Consider the following 22,932-nt stretch of genomic DNA (forward strand, 5'->3'; position numbering starts at 1 on the left):
GCAACTTCTCTATAATTCACAGGTCGAAACCTAACTTCCTGTGAAAGTCCTGCCCCGTGGAACAAGCGTTCCTGCAATACCTCGCTTCGCAAAAGCAATCGCTCCCGACCGATGGCATCGGAATCGGCGATGATGCGGCCGTGCTGTCATGGACAGCAGATCAGAAGCTGGTCGTCTGTACCGATTTGATCTCGGACGAAACCGACTTTCACCTCGCCGACGTTACCCCGCAGCAGATCGGTCGAAAGGCGTTGGCCATCAACTTAAGCGATATCGCTGCGATGGCCTGTGAGCCCACAGGCGCTCTGCTAACGCTGCTTCTGCCCAAGGGTGAGGATTCACTTCCTTTGGCCCAGGGCATCTACGAGGGAGCCGCTCAGCTCGGCCAGCAATATGGTTGCCCGATCATCGGCGGCGACACGAACAGTTGGCCTGGCAAAGTAGCGGTAAGCGTCACGGTTCTCGGCCGCTGCCCGCTTGGTCGCCCGCTGCTTCGCGAAGGAGCCCAGCCTGGCGACGCGATCTTCGTTACCGGCACGCTCGGTGGTAGCATCCTGGGGCAGCACATCGCGTTTCAACCGCGCATCCGCGAAGCAATTCGTCTCCGCGAGATTTGCGGACTGACCGCAGGGATGGACATCAGCGACGGGATCTCGATCGATCTGCCACGGCTGTGCGAGCGCAGTCAGACCGGGGCGGAAATCGATGTTCGCTGGCTACCGATTTCGGACGATGCCCGGCGAATGAGCCAAACCACCGGCAAACCGCCGTGGTGGCATGCCCTGAACGACGGCGAAGACTTCGAGCTTTTGTTCACTGTTCCCGCCGCGGAAGCAGATCGTTTGGAAGCCCAATGGACCGAAACGGTTCCGGTGACAAGAATAGGGACCATAAGGGCCGAGCCGCAGCTGACCATGCTCGACGAGTCAGGTCAGCGGCAACCGCTTCGCCCCGAAGGATTTTCACATCAGTAACCAGCAGACCATCATGAGCACGATTACCTGGGAAGCGACTTCCGAAGACGATACCAAGAAGCTGGGCACCATCCTGGCCGACGCCATTCCGCCTGGCACTGTGGTGGCCCTGAACGGCACGCTGGGGGCCGGCAAGACGCGCCTGGTCAAAGCGATGGCCGACGCGCTCGGTATTCCCGCGGAAGATGTCATCAGCCCGACGTTTGTCATCATGCAGCGATACTTCGGCGGCAAGACGCTCTATCACTTCGACGTCTATCGCATCAAAGATGACGACGAATTCCTCGAGCTTGGCCCGGAAGAGTACTTCGATTCCGATGGCATCACGCTGCTGGAATGGGCCGACCGGGTCGAAAACTGCCTGCCGCACGATTACCTTCGAATCGACATCGAAGTCCTCGGCGAAACGTGCCGCCAGTTCACGATCTCGTCCGTCGGTACCGACCTGGAAAACGTACCGCTCCAGGTCAAAGACGCGCTGTAGAGAACCACGGCACCCCTTCGTAGGGCCCGCGTGTCGCGGTTCGACGATCGCTACACGAGAGCATCGCCTCGAACCGGGTGACACTGGCTCTGGCTGACTCCTGACCCGCGGCACGCGGGCCCTACGGCCGGTCTTACAAAATGAAGCGGCTTAAGTCTTCGTCTTTGCTGACGTCGTCCAGTCGTTGTTTGACGTAGGCGGCGTTGACTTCGACGGTGCCGTACTTCATCTCGGGCGCCTCAAAGCTCAATTCTTCCAGCAGACGTTCCATGATCGTGTACAACCGCCGAGCACCGATGTTTTGCGTCGTTTGATTGATCTGAAACGCGTACGAAGCGATCTCTTCGAGCGCATCTTCGGTAAAGCGGACGGCGACTTCTTCCGTCTTCATCAGCTCGACATATTGCCGGGTGAGAGACGATTTCGGCTCGGTTAAGATTCGTACGAAGTCTTCCTTCGTCAGGTCCGAAAGTTCTACGCGAATCGGAAAACGTCCTTGCAGTTCCGGCATTAAATCGCTGGGGCTCACTTTATGAAATGCCCCTGCGGCGACGAACATCACGTGGTCGGTATTCACGTAGCCATACTTCGTCTGCACGGTCGTTCCTTCGACGATCGGCAGCAAGTCGCGCTGTACCCCTTGGCGAGACACGTCGGTGCCTCCTTTGCCTTCGCCGGCGACAATCTTGTCGATCTCGTCCAGGAAGATCATGCCCAGGTTTTCGGCCAATTCGATCGCCGCTTCGTAGATCCGCTCTTTGTCCAGCAGGGCCTCGGTTTCTTGCTCGACAAGAACTTTCCGAGCTTCCGCCACCGTCAGTTCGCGACGCGTGCTGTTTTTGGGCATGATCTTTTCGAGCATTCCTTGCAGATCCATGTCCATCTGCTCCATGCCCATCCCGCCGATCATGACCGGCGTTCCTTTTTGTTCGACCGTCAGCTCGACCGTTCGGTCTTCCAGCTTGCCCGCTTCCAGCATCTCTTTCATCCGCTGCCGCGAGCGTTCATGCTTTTCCTGCTCTTCCGGTTCGGTGGCCGTATGCGGAGGACGGGGCGAGATCAACTGATCGAGCAGGCGTTTCTCGGCGCGCTTTTTCGCTTCTTCCTGAACCGCTTCCTTTTCGGTTTCGCGAACGATGCCGATCGCATTGTCGACTAGTTCGCGGACCATGCTCTCGACGTCGCGGCCGTAATAGCCCACCTCGGTGAACTTGGTCGCTTCCACTTTAATGAACGGAGCCCCCGTCAGCTTGGCCAAACGACGAGCAATCTCGGTCTTACCGACGCCGGTCGGGCCAATCATCAGGATGTTCTTCGGCGAGACTTCCTGCTGCAGCTCTTGCGGCAGATGCTTGCGACGCCAACGGTTTCGCACGGCAATCGCTACGGCCCGCTTCGCTTCGTTCTGCCCGACGATATCGGCGTCGAGCATTTTCACAATCTCACGCGGCGTCAGGTCTTGATGTGCTTGCGGCATTAGTCCATCTCCACGCGGTGAATCTTGATGTTGTCGTTGGTGTAAATGTCGATGTCGGCGGCGATCTTCAAACTTTCGCGAACGATCTCTTCGGCCGACAGATCGCTATGCTTGACCAAAGCCTTGGCCGCGGCGGTCGCGAAATTGCCGCCGGAGCCAATCCCCAGCACACCATCGGTCGGCTGAATCACGTCCCCAGTACCGGAAAGCAGCAGCGTTTGCTGGGCGTCGACGACCACCATCAACGCTTCCAAGCGACGCATCGCGCGGTCGGTTCGCCACTGCTTGGCCAGTTCGGTGGCTGCTTTGGGAACGTTGCCGGGATAGTCTTTCAACATCGATTCAAAACGTTCCAACAAAGCGAATGCGTCGGCCGTCGATCCGGCAAACCCACACCACACTTTGCCTCCCAACAGCGGACGGATCTTGGACGCATCCGATTTCATCACGCTGGTGTTCATGGTAACTTGGCCATCGCCGCCAATGGCGACTTCGCCGTTATGTCGCACGGCCAGAATGGTTGTCGAGCGAATTCTCATGCAGGAGTCCTCGCGAGCTTCCTTGTCGATTGCTAGGCTGAATGTCGTAGGCGTGTATTGTGTCGCAAAATCGCTCCTACGGCTAGGAGTTGCCACCCCTCCCGCCTCTTAGCATCCATCCTGTCCGGTCCCCTCTCCCTTCCCAAGGGAGAGGGCTAGGGTGAGGGTTGGTGAAGCGTGTACCCGGTTCGCCCCCTCACCCTAACCCTCTCCCCAAAGGGGCGAGGGGACCGGACGCGAGAGGCTTTCGCTGGAAGTTGGCGGCGACCTACCTACATTGAATTCCCATTACCCCGCATATTTTGTTCCCATAATTGCCCATGTCTCAGCCGCTTGCTAATCCGCTTTTGATGACGCCTGACAATACGGTTTTGCTAGTCATTGATATGCAGGCCAAGTTACTTCCGTGGATTCGCTTTGGCGACAAAGTGGCTTGGAATACGCGGCGGCTTTTAGATGGGGCCGAGATCGTCGGTCTGCCATTTCTCGGAACCGAGCAATATCGCCAGGGCCTCGGCCCGACGATCGAGCCGTTGGCGGCCAAGCTGGGCGAGATGCCCGACAAACTGCACTTCAGCAGCTACGATGCCGTTTCCAAAAAGCTGGCCGAACTGGGCCGGCCGAAAGTCTTGATTGCAGGGATCGAAGCTCACGTCTGCGTGCAGCAAACAGCGCTCGACTTGCTTTCGCTCGGCTACGAAGTTTACCTGGCGGTTGACGCTATCGGATCGCGGTTTGCTGCCGATCGCAAGTTCGCACTGCGAAGAATGGAATCGAGCGGCGTTACGCTTACCACCACGGAAGCCGCATTGTTTGAATGGTGCCGCGTCGCAGGCACACCGCAGTTCAAACAGATCAGCCAACTCGTGCGAGAATCGCCCCCTTACACGGAAGGGGAAAGCCCTAATCCACCCAAGTAGTGATCGAAGTGCTCCTTCAATTCCTGCGAACGCTGATCGGTCCACCAGATGCGAAACGCTTCCGCTTTCTCGTCGAACTGAACTTGCTCGTGACCGCTTAGCTGCTTGAGAAAGCCAGGAAACTTTTTGGCGGTCGATTCCGCTTCCCAGCCTCGGATTTTTTCGACCACCGTATGATGGTCGTTGATCACCCCCAGCTTCGACTGCACTTCTTCAAACGCGGGGTACAACTCGTCGCGAAAGCTGTCGGGGAAACCGCTTTCGACTAATTCCATCGCATACCGCGTTTTCTTCGCCTCGATTCGCATTTGATGTAGCGCCTCGGGCGATTGGCTTAGCTGCTGCGAGAAATGGAAGAACCGTACCACCAGCGGTTCCAGCAGCGTCGGGGCCATTTGTTCGAGCGATTCTTCTTCCGAGACTTCCCGCCAGCGAGTTCGTTTGATGATCCCTTGAAAACGGGACTGCAGATCTTCCGACTTGGCCCACTGCCACGCTTTGACCAACTGTGGCTGAGCCTTCTTGCGTAGCGATTTCAGGAACGTGAGCACTTCCGCTTTATCGTCGTCACCAATGGTGAACTTCGCTTTGCGAATCCGCTTCATGAAGACATCTAAGTCGCGGGCACTTCCGCCTGCTTTTCGCAGTTTCTGCGTTGCTTTGCGGACCGCGGTCGAACGCTTCAAGGGCAACAGCGTGGCGAACAACTGCAAAGCGGCTTGCGTCCGGCGCGACCAGGTACGCAGCTGATGGACGTATTCGGTATCTTCCTTCCACTGCTTAGCGGCCAGCGGAAGGTACTCCAGCATGCGGCTGGAACGTGTCGCGATGGCTTCTTTGGCAACGTCTGAAATGGAATGCCCCGGCTCGACATCGCCGAGCCACTTTTTGTTCTTCGCCATGATGCTAACTCGAAGGAGGAGAGACGCCGTCCGGGGCAGGGCGGCGGAGTCCAAACCGGATGTCGGTATCGAACGCTTTGCAAAACAATTCGGTCCGGGATCGGGCAGCCCACAAATCGACTTCCGGATCGCCGGTCGCTTCCACCGTCACATAAACATGATCTGGCTGCCGAGTCACTTCCACTTTGGAAACCTGCTGGCGATGGCTCCGGTCCAGAGCCCCCGCAACACGCAAGATGGCGGCCATTTGCTTGACCCGCAACTGATCATTCTCGCTCAAACGAGTGAAGTTTCCATGCTTTTTCTTCGGATTTGCGCCACGATGATACCGCGCGACGTTGGCCACAATCTCTAAAGCATGCCGCGAGAAGCCTGGCAACTGGCTGTTTAAAATCAAGCTGTAACTATGCTTGTGGTGCTTTTCGTAATTGATCAGATAGCCCACATCTTGCAGCATGGCCGCCGCGTAGATCGTTTCGTGGTCTGATTCTCGCAGGTCAAACATGGGCGTCATCTGCTGAAATAAGCTGACGGCCAAATTGGCGACATGCTGCGTATGAATCATGTCGACACCGCAGCTCCGCGCAAACGTATCCATCGCCTCCTGCCGTCGCTGGTCTTCCGCTTCCTTATTGTCGGAGCCAGGCTGCAGATCTTCGATCATCGTCAGCATCAAGCCGTCACGGATACCACGGTCATGGATCCGCAGCGTGTTGACATCCATGCGGTGCATCAGGCGGTCGATGATCGCGATACCGGCCACGATAATGTCGGCCCGATCGGTGCTTAACCCAGGCAGCGACTTCCGCTGTTTGAGCGTCATCTTGCTAAGCAGGTCGAGCGTGTGGCTGACGTCGGCGCGATGAATGCGGTATCCCCATTCCATCTGGCCCACTTCGCCCCGCTGCATCATTAGAATGCTGGCCAGCGTGGTAAATGTGCCGCCGGTGCCGAAGAGCACTTGTGGCACGAACGGACGCTTTTTGATCAGCGGCTTCAGTTCTTTATCGATACCCGCGATCAGCCGCTTCAAACTGTCGGGCGTGGTGAACAGCTCGTCGTTGATGCCAAACTGCTCGGTCACACGGACGCAGCCCAGCTTGGTCGGGAAGATCTCTTCAATGTGGCCGCCGCAGGCAAAGACAATCTCGGTACTGCCGCCGCCGATGTCGGCAATCGCGACGTTCATGTCACGAACGTCGAAGGCCTGGGCCACGCTACGAAACGCGAGCTGCCCTTCCATGTCGGCCGAGATCACTTCGATCTCGATCCCCGCTTCTTCCTGGGCACGCCGGCAGAACTCGGCTCCGTTGCCCGCTTCGCGTACCGCGCATGTGGCAATCGTCCGAATGTCGTACACGCCGAAGCCTTCAGCGATCTTTTTGAAACGCCGCAGTGCCGCGAGCGAGTCTTCAATCGCTTGCGGATCGAGATTACCGTTCACTGATAAACTGTGAGCCAAGCGAGTCGACTCGCGTTCTTCGTCGAGCACGCGGTAGTCGAAACCAGAGAGAACCTGGGAGACGACCAAACGCATGCTGTTCGAGCCGATATCGATCGCCGCACAGCGAACTGCTTCGTCGCCGTTGGTGGTCGGCGTGCTGTTTTCCTGCGGAGAACTTTTGCCGTCGTTTTCAAAATTCAGTCCGGTGAGTCGAATTTCCGAAGACTGCTGACTCATACTTTTGCTTTCCTCACGTCAAAAGTTCGGCTAGCTGCATACCACACAGCGGCAACAATCGGCACAATAGGAAACCACCTTCGCACGGCTGGGCAGCGGCCGGCGAAGGCCACGCTCACACGTCGAACTTCCTGCCACGGTCTGGCTGAAAGAAACCACGCATGAAACGAATGATCCTGATGCGGCACGCCAAGAGTTCTTGGGAAGATGATGTTGCCGATTTTGATCGCCCTTTGAATCGTCGCGGCATCCGAGACGCGCCTCGAATGGCCGCGGAACTGTCAAGCCGAGGCTGGTGCCCCGATGTGGTCGTCCACTCGGCCGCCTTGAGAACCACTCAGACTTGGGAATTGATGGCAAACCATTTTCCTGACGTCCAACAAGTGGTTTCGTCGAAATCGTTGTACCACGGATCGCCTGCCGATATCCAAGCGGCCGCGGAAACGCTCCCCTCAGATTGTGGTACCTCATTAATCATCGGGCACAACCCAGGGTGGGAATTAGCGGTAAGTCAATTGTCGAATCAAAACGTGCGTATGACAACCGCCAACGCCGCGTTATTCGAGATTGCTGTCGACGACTGGAATTCGGCGTTTGCCGACTTCACGCAATTCCGATTCGTCGAGGTTTTACGCCCCAAAGAGCTAGACGACTGACATTATGCCACCCTCAGAAGTGGCAACCGCGGGGAACCACAAAGAATTTTCTCGCGGCAGCGGAATTCTTCCCAGCGTAGGAAGGGCATTCGCTTTACCCCAAGCGTTGCCCTTGCGGAGCGTTCCCGCTCCATTGGCCATACACGCCCCTCCCACGTCGCCGACGGCCGCTGTGCCGCGACTCGACACGCATCAGGCAATGCCTAAATTAGCGGTTAGAACCCGCTTGGTGGCCGCGGCGCTTCCGCACCGACCACCCTAATGACGTATTGCTGAATCCACGAGGAGCGTTTTCATGTCGCATCAAGTCTGTATCCTTTCCGGCGATGGCATCGGCCCAGAAATTACCGCGGTCGTGCAAGAGATTATCGCCGCCGCAGGCGTGAAGATCGACTGGATTCCTTGCCAGGCCGGGCTCAGCTCCTTCGAAAAGAATGGCAATCCGCTCCCGCAAGAAACGCTCGATAACATTCGCCAAACCAAAGTCGCGCTGAAAGGCCCCTTGGCAACCGCCAGCGGAACCGGCTTCCGCAGCGTGAACGTTTCGCTGCGAAAAGAACTGCAGTTGTACGCCAACTATCGTCCCGCGAAGACACTGAAAGGGGTTCCTGCTCCGTTTCAAGATGTCGACTTGATCGTCGTTCGCGAGAACACGGAAGGCCTTTACAGTGGTCTGGAACACACCGTCGTTCCCGGCGTTGTCGAAAGCCTCCGCGTCATCACCGAGGAAGGTTCCCGCCGCATTGCCACGTTCGCTTTTGAAACGGCTCGCAGCCTCGGCCGCAAACGGGTCACTTGCATCCACAAAGCGAACATTCTGAAGCTCAGCGATGGATTGTTCCTCGACACGTGCAACAAAGTCGCCAAAGATTACCCCGACATCGAGTACGACGACTGCATCGTCGACGCGGCTGCCATGAAGATGGTTATGAATCCGCACCAGTTCGATGTCTTGGTGATGGAAAACCTCTTTGGCGATATCTTGTCGGACTTGGCCAGCGGTTTGGTCGGTGGCCTCGGCGTGACCCCAAGTGGTAACCTCGGCACCGATGCGGCTGTCTTCGAAGCCGTTCACGGAACCGCCCCAGACATCGCCGGCAAGAACCTCGCCAACCCGACCGCTCTGTTGCTAAGCGCCACGATGATGCTCAAGCACATGAACGAAACCGACGCGGCCAAGAAGATCGAAGCGTCGCTGTTTGCCGTTCTGGAAGAAGGCAAATCCCTCACCGGCGACCTCAAGGGAACCGCCACGACAACCCAGTTCGGCGAAGCCATCATCGCCAAGCTCGACACCGTTGCCGTATAAGCCAATCGATCGGTGCCATGCTAACGCCCACGTGGGCATGCTCTTGCTGAACAAAGTTCCGTCGTAGGGTGGTCAGGGTTTGCAAACCGAGATCACCCGCGCGGTGCTTCCTTCACCAATATTCTCAACGTCGTCTAAACAACTGTTGCTTGTGCGGTAAACGCCATCTCGGCGTGCGATTTGCAGTAAAATCGGGGAACTGTTATCGAACCCTCCCCGAAGCGGTCAGTCCGATGGAGATCGTCTCTTCCCGGAGGAAAGGCCATGTTTACATTTCGCAGCAAACTTCCCGTTTCCGTCGCTACCGCGTTCCACTGGCACGAACAGCCAGGGGCACTCGATCGGTTGATTCCCCCATGGGAAGATGTCCAGATCGAGAAGCGAAGCAATTCGATCGAGCCTGGCAGTCAGGTCGTGCTCAAGATGCACGTTGGCGGTTTCCCGATCCGCTGGGTCGCCGAGCATACCGCGCTGCAGCCGAACGACTTTTTTCAAGATCGTCAGGTCTCCGGTCCCTTTGCACGTTGGGAGCACACGCACCGATTCAGCACCAGCGACGACGGTCACTGCGTGCTGGAAGACGAAGTAGACTACCGCATCCCCGGCGGCAGCCTGGGGGCTCGCTTCGGGCGATCGCACGTCGAGAAGATGCTGCTGCAGATGTTCCGCTATCGGCACGATACCACAACGCACGACCTCATTGCCCATGCCCGTTACCAGGAACGATCCACCATGAAGATAGCCATCTCTGGGGCCAGCGGCCTGGTCGGTTCGCAGCTTGCTCCTTTCCTGACAACCGGCGGCCACCACGTTCTTTCCATTTCCCGCTCGCCAGGCGAAAACACGATTCAGTGGGATATTAAAAATAACGAGATCGACCTCGATGCACTCGAAGGGCTCGACGCCGTCATCCATCTGGCCGGCGAAAGTATCGTCGGACGCTGGACGGAAAAGAAGAAGGAAGCGATCCGTCGATCCCGCGTCGACGGCACCAAGCTGCTGAGCGAGTCGCTCGCGAAACTAAAGAACCCGCCCAAAGTGCTCGTGTGTGCTTCGGCGATGGGTTTCTATGGCGATCGCGGCGACGAGATTTTGACGGAAGCTTCGCCCCCCGGCAAAGGCTTTCTGGCCGATGTTTGCCGCGAGTGGGAAGCGGCTGCCCAGCCGGCCCGCGATGCTGGTATTCGCGTAGCCCATGCCCGGCTCGGGATAGTCCTCAGTCCCAAAGGCGGGGCACTCGCCCAGATGCTCACGCCGTTCAAGTTCGGTGTTGGCGGGAAAATTGGTTCCGGCAAGCAGTGGTGGAGTTGGATCTCGCTCGATGATGTCGTTGGAGCACTGCATCACGTGGTCATGAACGATCAGATCCAAGGCCCCGTCAATCTATCGACCCCCAAGCCAGCCACCAACGCCGAGTTCACTGAAACACTCGGCAAAGTCCTTTCGCGGCCAACGGTGATTCCGGTCCCGACGTTCGCCGCCAAAATGGCCCTGGGAGAAATGGCGGACGAAATGCTCCTTTCCAGCTGCCGCATGGAGCCAAAGGTTTTGGAGGACACGAAGTACCCATTCCGCGACCCCCACCTGGAACGCTGCCTGCGAAGACTGCTCGGCCGACAATAATCGACACGCGACTGTTTATATTCGCTAGTTTACACGCGCCCCCGCAGACCACAACTCACATCCTGGTGCCATGCCCTCGTCCGCGTGGGCATGTCTTTAAACACCCACCCAAACCGCCACAAAACCTCTTGGTAGGTACCTTTTGAGTAGTACCGATTTTCAAATCGGTATCGGCATAGCCGATAAGACGCCATTGCAAGAAGCCTGCCCCCATCGGCCATGCTTCCACATGAAATCGATCCGCATTCAATGGCTTCTTGTGGCCTGCGGCCATCCCGGTTTGAAAACCGGGACCACCCACGGTTCGGATCGGCTCATCCTATGGGGAGACGCAGCCGACAAGAGATCCCCTGGTAAACGCATCACCCGTAAGAAACCATCAACACTCTACCCGAAACGCCTAGGAATCCTCATCGTCCCACGCCTCCTCTTCATCGCGATAGGTACGCGTCCAGATGTCCGCTTCGACCGGTTCGGCAACGGACGTTTGAAACTCCCAGATTTGCCCAGTCGACCCGTTGCCCAACTGCACCATGTCGCGGAATACTTGCTGCGGCTTCCCTCGCGTCAGGGCATCTTCCAGATCGGAAATTCGCTGATTCCATTCGCTTCGCTGGGCCCGGATTTCCTTCGCTTCTTCGTCGTCGGTCGGATCACCCAACACGTCGGGGTAGTACTCTTCGTCGTAAATCTGCAGCAACTCTTCCGCCCCCATCCGTTCGTGAATGACGACACCATACCCTTGCAGATGTTCCCACTGAAACGAGTTAAGCTCGGCCTGTTTGCGGTAACGCTTCAATGCTCGCTCGGAGTAAAACTGCGTGATGGCGGTTCGCCACTGCAGCTGAACCTGGCGAATCCCCTCCTCGGTACAGTCATCTTCGTTGATCTCAGCGATGCGGCGAATTTCCTTCACCGACAGCCCGCCACGCTCGGCATGCCAATCCATTTCTTTGGCATATGCCTTCTCGAAGATGGCTGGGAAATTCTCTTCATGGATCACCACGGCACCTTCCCGAGGTGCTTCTTCGCGAAACTTGGAAACCAACTCTTCGACGGTCAGATCAGGAAAGTACTTTTGCACCGTAAACGGCGGCGTATCCATACCCGGCGCACGGACGCGGCTGTAACTCCACCCGGTATCGTCTTCGTACTTCCGTCCTACTTCACACCAGACGCCAATGATCGGATGGAAATAGACGATCCCTCGCGTGACTTGATCGTCGTCCCGAAGCACCCGCATCGCCGTTGCCAATTCGGGAATATAGTAGTCTTCTACCATCCGAAAGCCCACTGCCTGAAGCTCTTGTGTGAGCTGCTCGAAGGCAGGCCTTTCATCGTCTGATATCCAATCGACCTCATCCGCCGCGTCCGGATCGCCGTCCATGTCGCTCCGCTTCATCAGCTTCACGCGGAAGGGTGGCACGCCGCCATGCAGCCCGGCCGAAATTGCTTCCATCAATGACTTAGCCAGCCCTCGCAGCTTCCAGCGGATAAATAGGTAGGCGCAGAAGATCGTCAGCATGAATGCCACGAAAACGCCGGCGACGATTTGCAGGAACAACCACATTGCCCACCCCCTGTGTCGATGATTGATGCCAATGATCCGCTGATCAGATGGTTAGGCAAATTACCAATTAGCTGTACAGGGTTCCAGGATTATTTTGGTAAAAGAGTAGTTAACAGGCACCGGCGATTTCGGTTGCCGTTGGCTGTGTGTCGATGACACGCCTGATCTCAGTAGCGACTGAGTTTTGTTGCCATTGCCGAGGGCGATTTTGAATTGTAACGGAATCTGCGCACACTGTTCAACATTTTTGCGCTACTTATTGTCGATATCGTCGCGAAGTTTACCTGTTTTCGGCGCAACAGAACTCAACGTTTTCGCACCCTGAAAAAGTTTTCCCCATCTCAAGAATCTCAACGTTCGCTTGAACACTATTCGTTGCAAGCGCCCCTATTTCGGAAAGGCGAACCCTTGTCGAGCGACCTTTGGAACCTTCGCATTCACGCCGTCAACGAAGCCGAGGTGAACGACGACGGCAAGTACGTGCTTTACTGGATGATCGCCAATCGCCGCACCGAATGGAACTTCTCGTTCCAGCGTGCCGCCTGGTGGGCCGACCAGCTTGGCAAACCGCTGGTTGTATTCGAGGCCCTTCGTGTCGGCTACGAGTGGGCCAGTGACCGCTTGCACACCTTTGTCCTTCAAGGCATGCACGACAATCTGGCCGCGTTGTCGGATGCTCCCGTCGTTTACTATCCCTACGTCGAGCCCAAGAAAGACGCCGCCAAAGGGCTGCTAAAAGCACTCGCTGGCGATGCGTGCGTTGTCGTGACGGACGACTTTCCTTGCTTCTTTTTACCCCGCATGGTTGCCGCCGTCGGCAAGAAGCTGGACGTGAAGCTTGAGTCGATCGACTCCAACGGATTGCTTCCGCTGCGAGCCGCTGATCGCGATTTTCCCCGAGCGTACAGCCTTCGCCGCTTCCTGCAGAAAGAGCTTTCACCCCACTTGGAAGTAGTTCCGAACAAGAACCCTTTGGCCAAAAAGTCGTTCCCTGCCGGCGACTCGAAATTGATTTCTGACATCCAGAAAAAGTGGCCTGCGATCGAGCAAAACACGCTCGAGGCCCCTGGCGATTTCATCGGGGAATTACCGATCGATCATGACGTTTATGCGGTCGATACCAAGGGTGGTAGCGTCGCCGCGCGGAAGCAGCTGAAATGGTTTTTGAAGGAAGGTTTGCCGCGCTATGCCGAGCAGCGGAACGATGTCGAAAGCGAATGCGTGAGTCAGCTTTCGCCCTATTTGCATTTCGGTCATCTGTCGGTCCACGAGGTCTTCCACGAGTTGACCAGGCAAGAGGACTGGGAACCATCGAAGCTAAGCCAGAAAGTGACCGGCAGCCGCGAAGGCTGGTGGAACATGTCAGCCGGAGCAGAAGCATTCCTGGACGAGATCGTCACGTGGCGCGAGCTCGGCTACAACATGTGCCACCTTCGCGACGACTACGACAAGTTCAGTTCGCTTCCTGACTGGGCCCAGGAAACGCTGGGAGAGCACAAGGACGATAATCGCGAGCATGTCTACACGATGGAGCAGTTCGAGAACGCCGAGACGCATGACGAGCTGTGGAACGCCGCCCAGCGACAACTCGTCCGCGAAGGTCGGATCCACAATTACCTGCGGATGCTGTGGGGCAAAAAGGTCCTGCACTGGACCAACACGCCGGAGTATGCGTCGAAGATTTTAATCCATTTGAACAACAAGTACGCCCTCGATGGTCGTAACCCAAACAGCTACAGCGGGATCTTCTGGTGCTTCGGTCGGTACGATCGCGCATGGGGACCTGAGCGTGAGATCTTTGGTAAAATCCGCTACATGACAAGCGACAGCGCCCTGCGAAAGCTGAACCTGAAGGGCTACCTAAAGCGTTACGCGGCCGAAGCAAACGACGGCTGAGGCACCGCTGGAATTGGTAAAACCGGGCCGCATTCGCCGCAATTCGCCCATTTTGACCAAAGTTTCCCCAAGAATCGGGTTGTTGCGGGGCGATTTTTCCTAAATGGACTAGATGCACCGCTTGCTCCGGCGGTATATTACTTGTTTGCCTTTGAGGTCAGCGCCACCGGTATCGGAAGGCGTTCCCCATAATCCGAATTTTTTCCGGCAGCTCGGGCTGCTTGCCGGGTCACAGAAATCAAAAGGAAATCTTTAGGTAACCAATGGTTAAGGTACTCGTTCGCGACAGGGAATCGATTCAAGAAGCAGTTCGTCGGTTTGGTAAGTTGGTCATGCGTAGCGGTCTCAAGAAAGAGATGCGTCGTCGCAAGTATTACGAAAAGCCGAGCGACCTGAAGCGTCGAGCCCGCCTGCGTGCTGAACGTCGCGCGATGAAAGAACGCCTCTTGGTTCAGGACTAGTCGCCTGCCTAAAGCTTCTGTGCATAAGAAAAACGCCTTGCTAACCAGCAAGGCGTTTTTTGTTTCTTGTCGCTCTCGATCTACCCGCGACTAATCCTGCAAGTGAGGCTGAAGGGCCTCTACCCAAACGGCATAGCCTTCGTCGGTCATGTGCAAGCCGTCCTTCAAGAACAACTCTGGACGTGGCTTGCCATCTTCGCCGAGCATCGGCGTATCGATGTCGATGAACTCGCAGTTCTTCGTCTTTTCACATTCCGCAGCGATTAGCTTATTCGTCTCGCGAACCTCTTTAATCATGCTCCAGCGTTTGATACTGGGCTTTACTGCGATGTACAAGATCTTCGTTTTGGGAAGCTCGGCACGGATCGTCTTAACGAACTCTTGAAAGTCCTCCAAGATTTGCTCCGGCGTGTAATCGGCAGCAATATCGTTGTCACCAGCGTAAACGACCACGGTCTTCGGCTTGTATGGCAGTATGATTTTGTCAGCGTAGTAAACCGAATCCTCCAGACGCGAACCACCAAAGCCTCGATTCACCGCGTTCATATCAGGATAGAACTTCGGCAGGTCCCACATCCGAATGCTGCTGCTTCCGACGAAGACGACGCCGCCTGGTTTGACAGGCTTCTTCTCGTCCGCAGCGGCGAACTTGTCCATATCTTTTTGCCACCGAGCAATGCTCTTGGGCACTTCGTTTTCCGCAGCAAACGACATCGAAGCAAACGCGACTATCAGGAGCAAACTTAGTACAGAGTGTTTCATGGTGGGCATTTCCTAGGGGCAGGATATCAGTTAGCAGGAACGTGATTATACCTAAAAAGAAAGACGGGATCGAATCGAGCCCGTCTTTCCTAGGTGATGTTTTTCGTGCGGCTTAGCCAAGCACGTATGGGGCTCGATGAGCACGGTGCGTCAATTCGGCCGCTTCGTCGTCGCCGTTGATTTTCTCGGCAACAGGGTCCCATTCGATCTTGCGTTCCAAGCGGCAAGAGATGTTGCCAAGGTGGCAAGCCGTCGCGGTGCGGTGACCAATTTCGACGTCACAGATCGGCAGTTCACGAGTTTCCATGCAAGACAGGAAGTTCTTGTGATGGTTGCTGCTGTCGATCAAATGGATATCGGAATCCTTCAACTTGATCGCACCAATCTCATCCGACGAAGGCTGGAAGACACCACGATTCACGTAGATCTCGCCCTTGTCGCCGATGAAACGAGTTCCCATCTTGATGTCTTTCTGGCCTTGGCCAACGATCATCTTCACACCGTCGCCGTAGTCGTACGTAATGCGACAAGCTTCCGGCACTTCGTGGGCACCTTCCGGGTGATACTTGACTTGTTCGGCATGGACCGAGATCGGACCGCTATCATCTTTGCCGAGGCCCCAATGAGCAATGTCGATATGGTGAGCACCCCAGTTGGTCATCTGACCGCCTGAATAATCCCACCAGAAGCGGAAGTTGTAATGAACTCGCTTCTCGTTGTAAGGACGAACAGGTGCTGGGCCGAGCCAGAAGTCGTAGTTCAGGTTTTCCGGGGCTTTGCTATCTGGCGGAAGCTTGCCGGGGTCGTTGGCATTCGCGAGACCGACATGCACCGTGTGAACTTTGCCGATGTAGCCATTGCGAACCAATTCGCATGCGCGACGGAAGTTCGACGAAGAACGCTGCATCGAACCCGTTTGCACGATTCGCTTATTGTCCCGAGCCGCTTCCACCATCTTGCGGCCTTCGTTGATCGTCAACGAAAGCGGCTTTTCGCAGTAAACGTCCTTACCCGCTTCACAAGCATGAATGGTCGTGATTGCATGCCAGTGGTCTGGGGTACTCACGACAACCGCGTCGATATCTTTGCGATCGAGCAACTTGCGATAGTCTTCGAAGACGGCAACTTCGCGTCCCTTCTTATCAAGCACGATCTTCGCCGCGTTGGCCGCGTGCTTTGAGTCGACGTCACAAACGGCTACGGCGTTGTCGAGAAACTTGCCGAGGTTGCCACGGCCCATTCCACCGACACCGATGTGCCCTGTCAGAATTCGATCGTTGGCGCCAAATGCTGACGAAGGAATGAACAGAGGAGCGGCTGCCAAACCGGCCGCAGCGGTGGATGCCTTCAAAAACGAACGTCGCGAAACGCGATTGCGTGAACTCATGAACTACCTCTTCCTGATTAAGCGAGGGCTGGGAATCTATCGATCTTATGCGTGTTTCTTAGCAGACAAGGTAAGCATCTTATGATAGATGAAATCCGTTGCGGCGCAAAGTCGCAATTCCTCCCCCTAAGCCAGGGTTACCGGTTTAGTCCATTTCTTCCCATACACTATGGTATCCATCGGCGGTCTCGGCGTACTGCAACAGCCGCTCATAAAAGGAGTTACCGCCGATGGTCGAGCTGTCGCCAATCAAGATGAGCTTGCGACGTGCCCGCGTCAGGGCCACGTTCATTCGGCGTGTATCGAGTAAAAAGCCAATTTCGCCAGAATTATTCGAGCGAACCAGCGATATGAGAACGACCTCGTTTTCCCGTCCCTGGAACCCGTCGATGGTGTCCGCTTCCACGTTTTGCGGCAGTAGATTGCGCAGCCGCTGCACTTGGGCCGCGTACGGCGAGATGACTGAGATCGCTTGAGGAGCAACTCCTGCGTCAATGAACTGTTGAACTTTCTTCGCCACGAACCGTGCCTCGGCATCGTTGAAACGACTCGACGTCGCGTCATCCTCCTCTTCAACAAAGTCCGCTCCTGCGGTGTCGTAATACTGCCAAGGCTTCGGATCGACGTACACTGCTTCATTGAGTAGCGGCTGAAGGTCGTGTGCGACAACAGATTCATCTGCGGACAGCTTACCCTCGTAAAACTCTTCGCTGCTGAACGTCATGATCAGATCGTGCATTCGATATTGTCGATCAAGCAATTTGGCGACGTTCGGATGTTGCCGCACGATACGCTCCTGCAGGCTCTCGGCATATCCTTCCGATGCAGCGACTTGCGAAAGAATGGTGGGAGGGAGCTGGCAATGATCGCCGGCCAAGATGACTCGTTTCGCACGAGCCAAGGGGATCCAGCAAGCTGGTTCGACGGCCTGACAGGCTTCGTCGATAACAACCGTATCAAACATTCGCCCGGCCAAAAGATCGTCGTCCACACCCGTCAACGTCGCACAAAGCAACGAAGCCTCCGACAAGATCTGGTCGAGCGTCTGTCGCTGCATTCGCTGAGCATCGTCGAACAGCCCACGCGCTTCATCGCGAATCGCAGCTTTCTCGCCGGGAGCAGGCTTCGCTCGCGTATATCTACCGGCACTTCGTAATTTGGCTTGTCCTTCTTTGATCAGTTTTTCTGCTAGTTTGGCATCGGGATGGGATCGCGCCAGGTAATCAAGCGTCGCATCGTGCAGCGTTTCCGAAACACGCGCCGGATGCCCCAAGCGAACCGCTTTCACTCCTTGAGCCATCGCACGCAGCATCAGATTGTCGACGGCCAGATTACTGGGTGCACATGCGAGAACCTTCTCCCCGCGATCGACGAGCGATTTAATCAGATGTGCGAGTGTGACCGTTTTGCCGGTGCCTGGTGGGCCGTGAATGATCGCGACGTCGTTGGCACGCAGGGCATTTTCGACCGCGCCCCACTGCGAATCGTTTAACGTTCGAGGCGGCGTTGGTACGTCAGACGTCGAATCAAACGTCGGCTTGGCTTCTCCCAGCAAAACATCTCGCAGTTCGGCAAGCCGATTATCGTTGGCGCTCGCCGCACGTTTCAGAGCGTATTCCATACGCCGACGCGTCACTTCATCGTCGCTGGGGATCAACTGAAACGGATCATCATCGTTCTCGAGGAAGTCCTGCGTTACGACTTCAATCGAACCGTCGCGAACGGAGGCGACAAGACCGCGAACCTGGTTCTGTTCGATATCTTGCAGCACTACCGGGGAACCAGATCGGAAGCGATGCGGAGGCAACGACGCGCCTTGGGTTTTCGGTCGAAACTGGCAGATCACTCGTCCGGCAAGAGCAGACCACTGTTCGTGGAGTTTCAGCCCTTTGAGCATCCCTTCTTTCTGTCGACCTTCGGCGAGACGCGTCGCTTCTTCTTTCGCTTCCAGCTGCATCCAGTGGCGAAACTTTTCAAACAGCGGAGGCCACTCGATTTGATCTGGCTCGAAGAAGACATCCACTTCCGGCATGGTCTCGCGAAGCGTTTTGACCGCTCGCTTGGCGCGATCTTCGGCAACCTCAACGGTGGCCTGACGGCGGATCAGATCGATCGCGCCGATTTCTTTGCCGGGTAGATCTGCTTGTTCAATCAGCAGTTTGAATAGCTGGTTGCGGTTGGTCCCCGGAGGAAGCCCCCGTAAATGAAGCCGTGCCATGCGTGCCGTTTTGCTGGTTGGAATGCTTGTTGGGGTCCGCCACTTCGCTGCGAGAGGCGGGCGGGGTCGCGAAGAAACACGCGACCGCCTGGAGCATCAACATCGTAGCAAACAACCAGAGCACTGCATCGTAGCCACCGAGCAGTTCTTTTCCTTGGCTCATCAGAAATGGTCCCGCGGCACTGCCAGCGACGACCGACATCATCTGAAAACCTTTGATCTTGCCGAGGTGAGCCCGACCGAAATAGCGAGCCAGAAGCGAATTCGATCCGGCAGCCGAAACTCCTTGCGCGACTCCGAACGTCAAGCCATAGGCGCCTGCCATCCACACGGAATCAATCGACAGATAAACAAGCACGCCGCAACCCAATAAAACCGAGCCTGCCGAAAGCAGGTAGTTCAGTTTGAAATAATCGGCCAGGATTCCGCCAAAGAACTGACAACAGGCCATGCTGACCGCCATCGTCCAAAAAACGACTTGAGCATCTTCCTCCCGCAGACCGCGGCTTTCCAGGTAGGGCACCACCATGAACATCAGCGCCGTACCGATCATGCCCCACATAGTCATGAACGAAACCGTAATCCAGAACGAGCGTTGCTCAAACGCTTCGCCGAGGGAAAGCTGCGGCATCAGGAACAGTGATCCGCCAGTGTCGGCTTCGCCATCCTTCCGTGGAACACGCTTGTCGCCGTCTGGCAATTGCCCGATTTCTTCGGGATGGTTGCGAAATACGAAAATCAATACTGGGAACATGACAATCCACACTCCCAATCCCAGCGCGAAGTAAGCCTTCTGCCAGCCGAGCCAATTGATCAATGCGATCGTGATAACTGGAAACGTTCCGAAAGCAATGGGCGCGGATAGGTTGCGGATACCGTTGGCAAATCCCAGCTTTCGCTGAAACCACATGTCAGCCGTATTCGTCGCAAGCAGTGTCAGCGAACCCTGCCCTAATGTTCGTATTGCCAAAAAAGCGATGAACAGCGTGTAAAAGCCTTGAACTTGGGTCATGAACATACACGCTAAGCCGAACAAAACGATCACCAGCGTAATCGTTTTCCGCAATCCCCAGCGATCGGCCAGCGCCCCGATCCAAGGCACAGGAAACGCGGCCAGGATGGTTCCCCACAAGTACGCGGTCGTGACGGTGACGATCTCGTTGTTGACCAGTTCTTTGGTCAGTACGACCTCTTGGCCGGGATGATTTTTCTGAAACGTTTCGGTGGCCAGTGTCGTCGCGATGTGCTTATTGAACAAAGCCACACCGTAAGTCTGACCTGGGCTGGTACAGTACTGCGCGAGCATCGCCACGCCTAACATCACCCAGCCATAAAAGAAGGGCGTTGCCCGAACGATCGGGTCGCGTCGTAAAGATGCTGCCTCAAGCGAGGCGGCGTCGGTCGCCATAGTAGAGGGTTGCCTGAATCAGTTCCAACAAAGCGTCGCAGAAAAAGGTCTGCGCGGACTCATATACTAGCAATGGGCCTCCAGCTAGGAAACGTCTAATGGACGTTCGGTTCGCCGTATTTTCTAGCACCTGATACTCCGCCCGTAGAGCCTTCTAGCAACGACATTCACGCCGCCCATGTCGGTCCAATTGCAAGGGAAACGCATTGCCGATACGTTGGAACGTTCAAGACACCCGTCTGGGTGTGAAACTATCGACGATAACCGGTTGATTCGGGCGAATACCTCAGATCAACATCCACATACATTCCCAACCAAAGCGTGAACTGAATGGGCCGAGTTGGTTTAGCTTTCAAGCTCTTTTTTCAAATTCTGTTTAATTCTGACGTCGCTCAGCGTGCCGAAACGCTTTCGCTGCCTGCCCCTAAAGCGGAAGAGAAAAAGCCGGATACGCCTCCGCCGAAGCCCAAACCCGCGAAGCCTGCCAAACCTGATGGTGTTGATGCACTTGTTTTGCTGGCGACACTTCAGCGCGAAGCTCGCTTTCTCGACTTGTTCCAAGAGGACTTGTCGGAATACGAAGATGCTCAAATCGGAGCAGCCGTCCGCGACGTTCAGCGCGACACAAAAGCGACCCTTAATCGCATGTTCAGCATCGCGCCGGTCCGCGAGGAAGAAGAGGGTGGTCGAATCGATCTTCCTGAATCGTTCGATGCGACCGAGATCCGCTTAGTCGGAAATGTGCAAAGCGAGAAGCCTTCCGGCGGTACATTGGTTCATCGAGGCTGGAAAGCCACGAAATGCGACGTTCCGAAGTTCACCGGAACCCTCGCCCAGGCTCAAGTCTTGAACCCCGCCGAAGTGGAGGTTTAACTCGATGGCCAAGTTTGTTATCGGCGTCGACCTCGGCACCACCAACAACGTGATCGCTTATTCCGATCTGGAAGCGGAATCTCCCGTTGTCGAATTGCTGGACATTCCCCAACTCGTCGCCGCAAGCACGATCGAGAATCGCAAGTCGCTGCCATCGTTCCTTTATCTGGCAACCGAAGCAGATCAGGAAGGCAGCAAACTCGACTTGCCGTGGGACAATCAGCAAACGTACGCGACCGGTGAATGGGCCAGGCGACAATCAGCCGATACGCCAGATCGCACCGTCGGTGGGGCCAAGAGCTGGCTATCCCATCATAAAGTTGATCGGCAAGGCAACATCCTTCCCTGGAATGCTCCGGACGAAGTTGGCAAAGTCTCGCCGGTCGAAGCGTCCCAACGTTACCTCCAGCACTTAGTCGCTGCATGGAACGAAGCTCATCCAGAGCATCCGTTTCAAGACCAGGCTGTCGTTCTGACTGTCCCGGCTTCGTTCGATGCCAGTGCGCGTGAACTGACGCATGAAGCCGCCATTGGCGCAGGCTTTCCAGGCGACTTCACGTTGCTCGAAGAACCGCAAGCGGCTGTCTATTCCTGGCTCGGTCACATGGGAGACAACTGGCGGAAAGCTTTAAAAGTCGGCGATAAATTGCTTGTATGCGACGTCGGCGGTGGCACGACCGACCTGACGCTGATCACCGTGGAAGAGGAGCAGGGCGAACTCGTTTTAAAACGCATGGCCGTTGGCAACCACCTTCTGGTCGGCGGCGACAACATGGACTTGGCTTTGGCATTCCATGTGGCTGAACTGTTCAAAGAGAAGAATGTCACCCTCGATCCATGGCAGTCGGTTTCGCTATGGCATTCGTGTCGTGCCGCCAAGGAAGCTTTGCTTCGAGACGAAGGCCCCGACACGCATCCCGTCAGTATCCTGGGACGCGGCAGCAAGCTGATCGCCAAAACCGTTTCGGTCGATGTCGAGCGAGAACCGATCAAGCAGATGCTGTTGGAGGGCTTCTTCCCCAGTTGCTCTGGTACTGATAAACCGGAACGAGGGTTCGTTTCCGGCTTTCAGGAACTGGGACTTCCGTTTGAATCGGATCCGGCAGTAACGCGTCACTTGGCCGAGTTTCTATCGCTGCATGCTGAAAAGGCAGGCAGTGCCATCCATCCGACCCACGTGCTATTCAACGGCGGTGTGTTCAAAAGCGAAGCGTTCCAGTCACGTCTGATGGAAACGCTCGGTTCATGGCAAACCGATCAACCTCCTCAACGTCTGGAAGGTCCTCACGATCTTGATTATGCCGTGGCCCGAGGCGCTGCTTTCTATGGCTGGGCGAAAGAGAAGGGGGGCATCCGTATCCGAGGTGGTACGGCTCAGGCCTATTACGTTGGTATCCAGACTTCCGGCTTGGCAATTCCCGGAGCTCCTCGACCGCTGCATTTGCTGAATGTTGTCCCGATTGGGATGGAGGAAGGAACCGAGACCGATGTCCCTAGTGCGGAAGTCGGCCTGGTTGTTGGCGAGACGACGAAGTTCCGTTTCTTTTCGTCTCCTATTCGCAAAGATGACCAGCCAGGCCAAATGATTCAGCGCTGGGACGAAGCGGAGATTTCTGAGACCGATAGCCTGGAAGCTTCCTTGCCGCGCGACGACAAGATCAATGAGCCCTATGTCCCTGTGACGTTCCACTCCAAAGTTACGGAGCTCGGAATGCTCGAACTTTGGTGCGTCAGCACGAAAACATCTGGTCGCTGGAAACTGGAATTCAACGTCCGCGAAGAGGATTAAGTT

The 22,932-nt window shown here is 56.0% G+C and carries 19 protein-coding genes; 10 read left to right on the forward strand and 9 right to left on the reverse strand.

Translation table 11 applies throughout. The features are described 5' to 3' along the window. The first annotated feature begins 56 nt into the window (after positions 1–56). Both LA756_RS05960 and tsaE read left to right on the forward strand, forming a co-directional pair. Positions 57–974, forward strand: coding sequence for a thiamine-monophosphate kinase (locus LA756_RS05960; RefSeq protein ID WP_224438962.1), 918 nt, complete (start codon positions 57–59; stop codon positions 972–974). A 13-nt stretch (positions 975–987) separates the two neighbouring features. Continuing rightward, positions 988–1,458, forward strand: coding sequence for a tRNA (adenosine(37)-N6)-threonylcarbamoyltransferase complex ATPase subunit type 1 TsaE (gene tsaE, locus LA756_RS05965; RefSeq protein ID WP_224438963.1), 471 nt, complete (start codon positions 988–990; stop codon positions 1,456–1,458). A 133-nt stretch (positions 1,459–1,591) separates the two neighbouring features. Here the strand turns inward: tsaE and hslU are convergent, their stop codons facing one another. Beyond that, positions 1,592–2,935, reverse strand: coding sequence for an ATP-dependent protease ATPase subunit HslU (gene hslU / locus LA756_RS05970; protein ID WP_224438964.1), 1,344 nt, complete (start codon positions 2,933–2,935; stop codon positions 1,592–1,594). Continuing rightward, complete coding sequence (gene hslV, locus LA756_RS05975; protein ID WP_224438965.1) at positions 2,935–3,474, reverse strand: ATP-dependent protease subunit HslV; 540 nt, start codon at positions 3,472–3,474, stop codon at positions 2,935–2,937. Before hslV ends, hslU begins: the two co-directional genes overlap by 1 nt. Positions 3,475–3,794: 320 nt before the next feature. Here hslV and LA756_RS05980 point away from each other — a divergent pair, with 320 nt between their 5' ends. Beyond that, positions 3,795–4,394 (forward strand): hydrolase, encoded by a 600-nt coding sequence (locus LA756_RS05980; RefSeq protein ID WP_224438966.1) that lies wholly within the window; start codon positions 3,795–3,797, stop codon positions 4,392–4,394. Here the strand turns inward: LA756_RS05980 and LA756_RS05985 are convergent. Together LA756_RS05985 and LA756_RS05990 are read right to left on the reverse strand one after the other, a co-directional pair. Continuing rightward, entirely contained in the window at positions 4,358–5,296 is a 939-nt protein-coding gene (locus LA756_RS05985; protein ID WP_224438967.1) for a CHAD domain-containing protein, read from the reverse strand. The two genes, LA756_RS05980 and LA756_RS05985, sit on opposite strands and share 37 nt — an antisense overlap. A 4-nt stretch (positions 5,297–5,300) precedes the next feature. Then, positions 5,301–6,977 (reverse strand): Ppx/GppA phosphatase family protein, encoded by a 1,677-nt coding sequence (locus tag LA756_RS05990; protein ID WP_224438968.1) that lies wholly within the window; start codon positions 6,975–6,977, stop codon positions 5,301–5,303. A gap of 161 nt (positions 6,978–7,138) precedes the next feature. Here LA756_RS05990 and LA756_RS05995 point away from each other — a divergent pair, with 161 nt between their 5' ends. From LA756_RS05995 to LA756_RS06005, 3 genes are all read left to right on the forward strand, one after another. Next, a complete protein-coding gene (locus LA756_RS05995) occupies positions 7,139–7,633 on the forward strand; it encodes a histidine phosphatase family protein (protein WP_224438969.1) in 495 nt (164 codons plus the stop codon). A gap of 295 nt (positions 7,634–7,928) precedes the next feature. Continuing rightward, entirely contained in the window at positions 7,929–8,942 is a 1,014-nt protein-coding gene (locus LA756_RS06000; protein ID WP_224438970.1) for an isocitrate/isopropylmalate dehydrogenase family protein, read from the forward strand. A gap of 264 nt (positions 8,943–9,206) precedes the next feature. Then, complete coding sequence (locus LA756_RS06005) at positions 9,207–10,565, forward strand: TIGR01777 family oxidoreductase (RefSeq protein WP_224438971.1); 1,359 nt, start codon at positions 9,207–9,209, stop codon at positions 10,563–10,565. Between the two features lie 400 nt (positions 10,566–10,965). Here LA756_RS06005 and LA756_RS06010 read toward each other — a convergent pair whose 3' ends face one another. After that, complete coding sequence (locus tag LA756_RS06010) at positions 10,966–12,135, reverse strand: hypothetical protein (RefSeq protein WP_224438972.1); 1,170 nt, start codon at positions 12,133–12,135, stop codon at positions 10,966–10,968. A 408-nt stretch (positions 12,136–12,543) separates the two neighbouring features. On the opposite strand from LA756_RS06010, the gene LA756_RS06015 reads away from it, so the two are divergent. Together LA756_RS06015 and rpsU are read left to right on the forward strand one after the other, a co-directional pair. Then, positions 12,544–14,031, forward strand: a complete 1,488-nt coding sequence (locus LA756_RS06015) for a deoxyribodipyrimidine photolyase (protein ID WP_315858343.1) — start codon at positions 12,544–12,546, stop codon at positions 14,029–14,031. Positions 14,032–14,294: 263 nt separating this feature from the next. Beyond that, a complete protein-coding gene (gene rpsU, locus LA756_RS06020; RefSeq protein ID WP_105336245.1) occupies positions 14,295–14,492 on the forward strand; it encodes a 30S ribosomal protein S21 in 198 nt (65 codons plus the stop codon). Positions 14,493–14,582: 90 nt separating this feature from the next. Here rpsU and LA756_RS06025 read toward each other — a convergent pair whose 3' ends face one another. The 4 genes from LA756_RS06025 to LA756_RS06040 all read right to left on the reverse strand — a co-directional run bounded on the left by LA756_RS06025 (position 14,583) and on the right by LA756_RS06040 (position 20,267). Further along, complete coding sequence (locus LA756_RS06025) at positions 14,583–15,254, reverse strand: SGNH/GDSL hydrolase family protein (protein ID WP_224438973.1); 672 nt, start codon at positions 15,252–15,254, stop codon at positions 14,583–14,585. A gap of 112 nt (positions 15,255–15,366) precedes the next feature. After that, positions 15,367–16,641 carry a Gfo/Idh/MocA family protein gene (locus LA756_RS06030; RefSeq protein ID WP_224438974.1) on the reverse strand — a complete coding sequence of 425 codons (1,275 nt, stop codon included), beginning with the start codon at positions 16,639–16,641 and terminating at the stop codon, positions 15,367–15,369. Between the two features lie 145 nt (positions 16,642–16,786). Continuing rightward, the gene (locus LA756_RS06035; RefSeq protein WP_224438975.1) at positions 16,787–18,859 is read right to left on the reverse strand and encodes an AAA domain-containing protein; all 2,073 of its coding nucleotides are present in this window, start codon (positions 18,857–18,859) and stop codon (positions 16,787–16,789) included. After that, positions 18,789–20,267, reverse strand: coding sequence for an MFS transporter (locus LA756_RS06040; protein ID WP_224438976.1), 1,479 nt, complete (start codon positions 20,265–20,267; stop codon positions 18,789–18,791). Before LA756_RS06040 ends, LA756_RS06035 begins: the two co-directional genes overlap by 71 nt. A gap of 330 nt (positions 20,268–20,597) precedes the next feature. On the opposite strand from LA756_RS06040, the gene LA756_RS06045 reads away from it, so the two are divergent. Continuing rightward, complete coding sequence (locus LA756_RS06045; protein WP_224438977.1) at positions 20,598–21,140, forward strand: DUF2760 domain-containing protein; 543 nt, start codon at positions 20,598–20,600, stop codon at positions 21,138–21,140. 4 nt (positions 21,141–21,144) lie between these two features. Continuing rightward, positions 21,145–22,929 carry an Hsp70 family protein gene (locus LA756_RS06050; RefSeq protein WP_224438978.1) on the forward strand — a complete coding sequence of 595 codons (1,785 nt, stop codon included), beginning with the start codon at positions 21,145–21,147 and terminating at the stop codon, positions 22,927–22,929. The last annotated feature ends 3 nt before the right edge of the window (positions 22,930–22,932 follow it).

Origin of the sequence: Bremerella sp. TYQ1, from assembly GCF_020150455.1 — a bacterium.
GTDB classification, from domain to species: domain Bacteria; phylum Planctomycetota; class Planctomycetia; order Pirellulales; family Pirellulaceae; genus Bremerella; species Bremerella volcania_A.

Excerpts from the sequence above, each read along its gene's own strand:
- LA756_RS06010 (WP_224438972.1), bottom strand. The coding sequence starts at position 12,135 with ATGTGGTTGTTCCTGCAAATCGTCGCCGGCGTTTTCGTGGCATTCATG.
- tsaE (WP_224438963.1), top strand. The coding sequence starts at position 988 with ATGAGCACGATTACCTGGGAAGCGACTTCCGAAGACGATACCAAGAAG.
- LA756_RS06030 (WP_224438974.1), bottom strand. The coding sequence starts at position 16,641 with ATGAGTTCACGCAATCGCGTTTCGCGACGTTCGTTTTTGAAGGCATCC.
- LA756_RS05995 (WP_224438969.1), top strand. The coding sequence starts at position 7,139 with ATGAAACGAATGATCCTGATGCGGCACGCCAAGAGTTCTTGGGAAGAT.
- hslV (WP_224438965.1), bottom strand. The coding sequence starts at position 3,474 with ATGAGAATTCGCTCGACAACCATTCTGGCCGTGCGACATAACGGCGAA.
- LA756_RS05980 (WP_224438966.1), top strand. The coding sequence starts at position 3,795 with ATGTCTCAGCCGCTTGCTAATCCGCTTTTGATGACGCCTGACAATACG.
- LA756_RS06040 (WP_224438976.1), bottom strand. The coding sequence starts at position 20,267 with ATGGCGACCGACGCCGCCTCGCTTGAGGCAGCATCTTTACGACGCGAC.
- LA756_RS06035 (WP_224438975.1), bottom strand. The coding sequence starts at position 18,859 with ATGGCACGGCTTCATTTACGGGGGCTTCCTCCGGGGACCAACCGCAAC.
- LA756_RS05990 (WP_224438968.1), bottom strand. The coding sequence starts at position 6,977 with ATGAGTCAGCAGTCTTCGGAAATTCGACTCACCGGACTGAATTTTGAA.
- LA756_RS06045 (WP_224438977.1), top strand. The coding sequence starts at position 20,598 with ATGGGCCGAGTTGGTTTAGCTTTCAAGCTCTTTTTTCAAATTCTGTTT.
- LA756_RS06000 (WP_224438970.1), top strand. The coding sequence starts at position 7,929 with ATGTCGCATCAAGTCTGTATCCTTTCCGGCGATGGCATCGGCCCAGAA.
- LA756_RS06025 (WP_224438973.1), bottom strand. The coding sequence starts at position 15,254 with ATGAAACACTCTGTACTAAGTTTGCTCCTGATAGTCGCGTTTGCTTCG.
- hslU (WP_224438964.1), bottom strand. The coding sequence starts at position 2,935 with ATGCCGCAAGCACATCAAGACCTGACGCCGCGTGAGATTGTGAAAATG.
- LA756_RS05985 (WP_224438967.1), bottom strand. The coding sequence starts at position 5,296 with ATGGCGAAGAACAAAAAGTGGCTCGGCGATGTCGAGCCGGGGCATTCC.
- LA756_RS06005 (WP_224438971.1), top strand. The coding sequence starts at position 9,207 with ATGTTTACATTTCGCAGCAAACTTCCCGTTTCCGTCGCTACCGCGTTC.
- rpsU (WP_105336245.1), top strand. The coding sequence starts at position 14,295 with ATGGTTAAGGTACTCGTTCGCGACAGGGAATCGATTCAAGAAGCAGTT.
- LA756_RS06050 (WP_224438978.1), top strand. The coding sequence starts at position 21,145 with ATGGCCAAGTTTGTTATCGGCGTCGACCTCGGCACCACCAACAACGTG.